Source organism: Anoxybacillus thermarum, from assembly GCF_000836725.1.
GTDB lineage: Bacteria > Bacillota > Bacilli > Bacillales > Anoxybacillaceae > Anoxybacillus > Anoxybacillus thermarum.
This window is the reverse complement of the sequence record NZ_JXTH01000092.1, coordinates 1-6,735: the sequence shown is the minus strand read 5'-3', so window position 1 is coordinate 6,735 and position 6,735 is coordinate 1. Positions and strand designations below refer to the sequence as shown.

Genomic DNA, 6,735 nt, shown 5'->3' with positions numbered 1-6,735 from the left:
ATCGCGACAGATCTGGATGAAACTGACGCGAAGGAGTGGGTATAGCGAATTCCTGCTGAATGTCTATCAGAAATGGAGAGAGGTAAGGTAAAGAACAAATGTTCGAATATTGATGTCCAACGTCACTCCCTGTGCTTTTTTGTCTATTTTTTTGGTTTGCACACCCAAAAAAGAGATTTGTTTCATTTTCAGAAATAGAGATGACATAGGTCATAAGCACAAAAAGGGTTTTATGGATTATACATCCATAAAAATTACAACAAAATCAAAGTCAATTTCAATTCATCACGGATTCAGGTTAAAAAGTAAACAAGTGACTGTAATTCGACCGCTAAATCAATATGATGAACGCGAATGTGTTCAGGCACATGCAGGCGAGCAGGCGTGAAGTTTAAAATTCCTTTAATGCCTTTTTGGACAAGCCGATCAGTAATCGGTTGGGCAACTTGGGCTGGAACGGTTAAAATCGCTACCGTAATCCCACCTAGTTTTTCTTCCAATTCATCTAAATGATAAACGGGAACGCCACCTACTTCCGTTCCGACTTTATCTGGATCTACATCGAACGCCATCACGATTTTCGTATTATTGTTTTTGCTAAAATTGTAGTTCAAAAATGCCGTTCCTAAATTACCAACCCCAAACAACGCTACTTCTGTCGTTTCATCTTGATCCAACGTTTTTCTGAAAAACGACAGCAAATAATTCACATTATAACCGTATCCTTTTTTTCCAAGCGCACCAAAGTATGAAAAATCACGGCGAATCGTTGCTGAATCGACTTTTACGGCTTCACTTAACTCCGCTGAAGATACACGCTGCTTTCCTGATGCATGCAAGTTTTTCAAAAAACGATAATACAACGGTAGTCGCTTTGCGGTCGCCTGCGGAATTTTTGGTTGTTCATTATTCACGAGTCAATCCCCCACATTTCTTTTCACAAATAGTTAGCGCTTTCATTTTTCTCTCCTATACGTCTGAAAAGTTCTCCCCACTTTTAAACTATACACTATTTTGTTCATTCTGTCTTTCCTTTGTAACCTTTATTATTATTTTTGTCAAATTTGTTATTCGTACACTAGTGTTGCCGAACATCAAGAAAGTACGTTACACTATCAAAAGAAGATTGAGGTGAAAAATGATGATCATTTTACAAGTAAATCAACTATCCAAATCATATGGGGCAGAACAAGTTTTATCAGACATTAAGCTTGAAATACAAGAAAAAGACCGTATTGCGTTAGTTGGAAGAAATGGTGCAGGAAAATCGACATTACTAAAAATCATTGCCGGCCAATTGTCGTATGACACAGGGGAAGTGATCAAACCGAAACACGTAACAATTGGTTACTTAGACCAATATACTGGTTTGCACGCCCATCGCTCCATTTGGGAAGAAATGCTCGATGTGTTTGCCCCGCTTCAACAAATGGAAAAACAATTGCGTGACCTAGAGCAACAAATGAGCTTACACGGTGCCGACTATGAGCGCTTACTTGAACATTACGACCGTTTACAAACGGAATTTAAAGAAAAAGGCGGCTATCAATATGAAGCAGATATTCGTTCTGTGCTTCATGGTCTCCGCTTTTCTCAGTATGACTACACAACAAAAATATCCACATTAAGCGGTGGACAGCGAACACGATTAGCGCTCGGCAAACTGCTTCTTGCTAAACCAGATTTGTTAATTTTAGACGAACCAACGAACCATTTAGATATGGAAACATTACAATGGCTTGAACAATATTTAAAAAATTATGATGGAGCCATTCTCATCGTCTCACACGACCGCTATTTTCTTGATCAAATCGTGACACAAGTGTATGAACTATCACGCACGAAAATAAAAAAATACGTTGGAAACTATACAAGTTATTTACAACAACGGGCGGAACAATTTGAACAACAACTGAAACTGTATGAAAAACAACAAGAAGAAATTTCGAAATTAAAAGATTTTATTCAACGAAATATTGCTCGTGCATCGACGACAAAGCGAGCACAAAGCAGAAGAAAACAATTAGAAAAAATGAATATCATTGAAAAGCCGCCCGGTGATGAAAAATCGGCATCGTTTCGCTTCGAAATCGAACGCCCAAGCGGAAACGACGTGCTAACAGCTACCGATTTAGCCATTGGTTATGATCACATCATTGCAACAAACCTATCATTCCGCGTCACTCGTGGTGATAGCATCGCACTCATTGGACCAAATGGAATTGGAAAATCGACTCTTTTAAAAACGATTATCAAACAACTCCCTGCAAAACATGGGGAGCTCCGTTACGGAACAAATGTACAAATTGGCTATTATGATCAAGAACAAGCACAATTAACATCGAACAAACGTGTTATCGATGAACTATGGGATGAAGATCGATTAAAGACGGAAAAAGAAATTCGCACGATTCTCGGAAACTTTTTATTTTCTGGTGACGATGTATTGAAACCTGTGCAAACATTAAGCGGTGGTGAAAAAGCTAGGCTCGCTCTCGCCAAACTGATGATGAAAAAAGCCAACGTATTAGTATTAGACGAGCCGACAAACCATTTAGATTTAGACAGCAAAGAAGTGCTCGAACAAGCGCTTATTGAATACCCTGGAACCATTATATTCGTTTCCCACGACCGTTATTTTATTAACAAAATCGCAACAAAAATATACGAGTTATCCACAGATGGTCTTGTTGAATATTTAGGCGACTATGATTATTACGTGGCGAAAAAAGCAGAACTACTCGAACTTGGACAAATCGATCAAGAGACGACAACGGGCAAATCATCGTCACTAAAACGTTCGTATGAAGAAGAAAAAGAACGAAAAAAATTAGAGAGACAACGAAAAAGAAAAATAGAGCAGCTAGAGACAGAGATGGAGCAACTCGAGCAACAAATTGCAACGTATGAACAACAACTATACGATCCTTCCTGTTACAATGACTACGAGAAAGCCCGACATACACAAGCAAAAATCGCAGAACTAAAACAAAAATTTGATGAGTTATTCGAACAATGGGAACTTTTACAACAATAATGATGAGCTAGCTCCATTTGTGGACTAGCTCATCTTTTTACACAAACATATCCACAGAAAAAACACCTAAATATAAGTTATTCACGTACTTTTCCACATTATCCACAATATCACCAAAAGATTTGTCTATTTCTTTGTGGTTAACTCGTTATGATAAAATAACATATAGTACACGTTTTCCACATTATCCACATGTATGTGGATAACATAATCCACAAAATGTGACTAAGTTTTCTTCGCATCATGTCAAGTTGTTTCGCGCGTATATAGTTATAAAAAAAGGAGTGCCCCTTCACTTTTGGGACACCCTCCTGCTATAACAGTAAACTTGGGTTCGCATTTAACGCCATAGTAGCACGCTTTCCTTGTTGAAATAATACTGTTCCAGCTGCCGCAATCATCGCTGCGTTATCTGTACAAAGGGACAATGGCGGAATGACAAGTTCCACCTCTGGTAGTTGCTCAACTTGTTTTTGCAATTGTGTGCGCAATCCTTCATTTGCTGCAACGCCACCAGCTAGCAATATTTGTTTCACGTCGTAATGCGCAGCTGCTTGTATCGTTTTTCCTACTAATACTTCGACAACACTTGCCTGAAAACTTGCTGCCATATCTTCCGGCTGAATCGTCTCTCCACGCTGTTTTGCATTGTGCAACGTATTAATGACGGCTGACTTTAATCCACTAAAACTAAAGTCATACGAACCTTCCTCCAACCATGCACGAGGCAAATCAATAGTCGGTTTTCCTTGTTTCGCCAAACGATCAATGTGAGGTCCTCCCGGATAAGGTAGCTGTAACGCGCGTGCAACTTTGTCATACGCTTCCCCAGCCGCATCGTCTCGCGTCTCACCAATGACTTCAAACACTCCATGCTCTTTCATATAAATGAGCTCCGTATGCCCTCCTGACACAACAAGAGCTAATAGCGGAAATTTCATGTCTTGTACAAGTTGATTCGCATAAATGTGCCCTGCGATATGATGCACGCCGACAAGAGGAATGCGATGCGCAAAAGCTAATGCTTTCGCAGCATTCACGCCAATCAATAGCGCTCCAACTAATCCCGGACCTTCTGTTACCGCAATCGCATCAATTTCGCTAACATTCATATTTGCCTGCTTCATCGTTTCTTCTAACACGAGCGTAATTTGCTCAACATGGTGACGCGATGCAATTTCAGGAACGACTCCACCAAATCGTTGATGACTTTCCATTTGTGAGGCAACAACGTTAGCTACAATTTCACGTCCATTTTTCACAATTGCAGCTGCTGTTTCATCACAGCTTGTCTCAATTCCAAGCACAAATATATCTTTTTCACTCATAATTTCACCCACATTACTAATGCATCTTCTTGGTTATCTGAATAGTATCGCTTACGAATACCGCCATTTAAAAAGCCGAGCTTTCGATACAATGATTGTGCAACAGTATTCGACACCCGCACTTCCAATGTCATCGTTTGAGCCCCTTCCTCTCTCGCTAACGACATCGCCTGTTTCATTAGCGATTCTCCGAGTTTTTTACCACGAAATTCCGACAATACCGCAATGTTTGTAATATGTGCTTCATCCATCACTAACCACATGCCACAATAACCAATAATTTGTCCATTATGCTCCATCACAATGTAACGGGCATACGGATTACTTGTCAACTCTTGATAAAAGGAAGAACGGCTCCATGGGAGCGTAAATGAAAGTTGTTCGATTTCCACAATGCGATCGAGATCTTGAAGCGTCATAAACCGAAAAGAAACATCCACTTAACATTCCGTCCTTTCTTGCTGACGAGCAAGCCAATTCGCTTCCGCCTCTGCTAAACGAATATAGTTTGGCACAAATGTATGAATGTCTTCCGGCTCGCGATTTATCCCTAACCACGCGAGCTCACTTGGGCGCGGATTGTGAAGTGTTGCTGGAGCTAGTTGAACACGATCTAGCGTTTCAACAAATGTTGCTTCATGTAGCGAACTATCGTTTCCAACTAGTAAAATCGGTTCATTATATGCTTTTAATTCATTTGCCCACTCTGTAGCTAAAATGACTTGATCAGCTACGATCGATTGCACGTGATCTCCTTCGACTTTGTAAAGACCTGTATAAATTTGTCCTCGCCGAGCGTCCATTAACGGAACAACGAGACCTTGAAAATATTTTGCGCTTGCTGCCATCACTTCTAAACTTGATACGCCGACAAGCGGAATGTCTAGCGTCCAAGCAAGCGTTTTAGCAATTGTCACCCCAATGCGAACACCTGTATATGATCCAGGACCTTTCGCAACAACAATCCGTTCAAGATCTTTTGGACTCATGTCACATTGTTGAAGTAGTGCCTCAATCGCAGGCATCACTCGAATTGAATGATTTTTTTTCAAATTTGTAATGATTTCCCCTTTAACAATTTGTCCATCAACAACAGCGATCCCCATAACAAATGTCGATGTATCAATGGCTAACACTTTCATCGCTAAAAATCTCCTTACATAACTGTTCGTAACGTTGACCAATTGGAGAAAAGTGAATAATTCGACTTTCTCCATCAGCATGGCGAATAGTAATATGTAAACGTTCAGTCGGTAAATATGGCTCAATGACATGCGCCCACTCAACAACTGTTACACCATCACCGAAAAAATATTCATCAAAACCTAAATCTTCTTCACTTTCTGCTAAACGATATACATCCATATGATACAAAGGGAGACGTCCTTCGTATTGTTTAATAATATTAAAAGTCGGGCTACTGACATTGCGGTTAATTCCTAATCCTTTTGCTAGTCCTTTTGTAAACGTTGTTTTTCCTGCTCCTAAATCACCTTCTAACGTAATAACGTCTTGTGGTTGAACGTACCGAGCAAGTTTCATTGCTAATGCGAGCGTATCCTCAGGATGATGTGATACATATTCATATGTTTTCATCGTTCATTCCCCTAATTAAATAAAATCAACATACAAAAAAGACCTTAGGATCGCTCTCCTAAGGAAATGCTACACATATAAGTGTACACGAAAACAAAACATAAAGCAAAAAAGGCATAAAAAAACACGAAACTTATATCGTTTCGTTTCATTGGTTGGTTGCGGGGGCAGGATTTGAACCTGCGACCTTCGGGTTATGAGCCCGACGAGCTACCTGGCTGCTCCACCCCGCGATGATTGGAATAGAAATATACTTTCTCGATAAATACAATAATGCCCGGCAACGTCCTACTCTCGCAGGCGGTGTCCCGCCAACTACCATCGGCGCTGGAGAGCTTAACTTCCGTGTTCGGGATGGGAACGGGTGTGACCTCTCCGCCATCGTCACCGAGCAAACATGCTTTTTCATCGCGCCATGTGAGGCGTGAAGGATTATTCCTTCAAAACTAGATAACAGGACTAAACAGTCGCCTACGCTTTTCTCGTGTGCTTAGTTAAGTCCTCGATCGATTAGTATCCGTCAGCTGCACGTGTCGCCACGCTTCCACCTCGGACCTATCTACCTTGTCATCTTCAAGGGATCTTACTCGCTTGACGCGATGGGAAATCTCATCTTGAGGGGGGCTTCACGCTTAGATGCTTTCAGCGCTTATCCCTTCCGCACATAGCTACCCAGCTGTGCTCCTGGCGGAACAACTGGTACACCAGCGGTGCGTCCATCCCGGTCCTCTCGTACTAAGGACAGCTCCTCTCAAATTTCCTACGCCCGCGACG

General features: G+C 41.1%; 6 protein-coding genes, 1 tRNA gene and 2 rRNA genes. 1 reads left to right on the top strand and 8 read right to left on the bottom strand.

Annotated features, from left to right (window positions below; genetic code table 11):
* Positions 1–293: 293 nt before the first annotated feature.
* Positions 294–914, bottom strand: coding sequence for a redox-sensing transcriptional repressor Rex (locus LH47_RS13880; RefSeq protein ID WP_043968515.1), 621 nt, complete (start codon positions 912–914; stop codon positions 294–296).
* A 227-nt stretch (positions 915–1,141) separates the two neighbouring features.
* Between LH47_RS13880 and LH47_RS13875 the strand changes: the two genes are divergently transcribed.
* The gene (locus tag LH47_RS13875; RefSeq protein WP_043968512.1) at positions 1,142–3,037 is read left to right on the top strand and encodes an ABC-F family ATP-binding cassette domain-containing protein; all 1,896 of its coding nucleotides are present in this window, start codon (positions 1,142–1,144) and stop codon (positions 3,035–3,037) included.
* Positions 3,038–3,351: 314 nt separating this feature from the next.
* On the opposite strand, the gene tsaD is transcribed toward LH47_RS13875, so the two are convergent.
* From tsaD to LH47_RS13840, 7 genes are all read right to left on the bottom strand, one after another.
* Entirely contained in the window at positions 3,352–4,365 is a 1,014-nt protein-coding gene (gene tsaD, locus LH47_RS13870; protein WP_043968519.1) for a tRNA (adenosine(37)-N6)-threonylcarbamoyltransferase complex transferase subunit TsaD, read from the bottom strand.
* Positions 4,362–4,805 (bottom strand): ribosomal protein S18-alanine N-acetyltransferase, encoded by a 444-nt coding sequence (rimI, locus tag LH47_RS13865; protein ID WP_084221352.1) that lies wholly within the window; start codon positions 4,803–4,805, stop codon positions 4,362–4,364. Before rimI ends, tsaD begins: the two co-directional genes overlap by 4 nt.
* On the bottom strand, positions 4,806–5,507 hold the full coding sequence (gene tsaB / locus LH47_RS13860) for a tRNA (adenosine(37)-N6)-threonylcarbamoyltransferase complex dimerization subunit type 1 TsaB (protein ID WP_043968510.1): 702 nt from the start codon (positions 5,505–5,507) through the stop codon (positions 4,806–4,808).
* Positions 5,488–5,961 carry a tRNA (adenosine(37)-N6)-threonylcarbamoyltransferase complex ATPase subunit type 1 TsaE gene (gene tsaE, locus LH47_RS13855; RefSeq protein ID WP_043968508.1) on the bottom strand — a complete coding sequence of 158 codons (474 nt, stop codon included), beginning with the start codon at positions 5,959–5,961 and terminating at the stop codon, positions 5,488–5,490. Before tsaE ends, tsaB begins: the two co-directional genes overlap by 20 nt.
* Positions 5,962–6,117: 156 nt before the next feature.
* Positions 6,118–6,194: transfer RNA gene (locus LH47_RS13850), tRNA-Met, on the bottom strand.
* 42 nt (positions 6,195–6,236) lie between these two features.
* A 5S ribosomal RNA gene (rrf, locus tag LH47_RS13845) occupies positions 6,237–6,353 on the bottom strand.
* A gap of 98 nt (positions 6,354–6,451) precedes the next feature.
* A 23S ribosomal RNA gene (locus LH47_RS13840) occupies positions 6,452–6,735 on the bottom strand; the annotation flags it as partial.

What these genes read in the sequence shown, in the direction of transcription:
- tsaE (WP_043968508.1), bottom strand. Translation starts at nt 5,961, where the DNA reads ATGAAAACATATGAATATGTATCACATCATCCTGAGGATACGCTCGCA.
- tsaB (WP_043968510.1), bottom strand. Translation starts at nt 5,507, where the DNA reads ATGAAAGTGTTAGCCATTGATACATCGACATTTGTTATGGGGATCGCT.
- tsaD (WP_043968519.1), bottom strand. Translation starts at nt 4,365, where the DNA reads ATGAGTGAAAAAGATATATTTGTGCTTGGAATTGAGACAAGCTGTGAT.
- LH47_RS13875 (WP_043968512.1), top strand. Translation starts at nt 1,142, where the DNA reads ATGATCATTTTACAAGTAAATCAACTATCCAAATCATATGGGGCAGAA.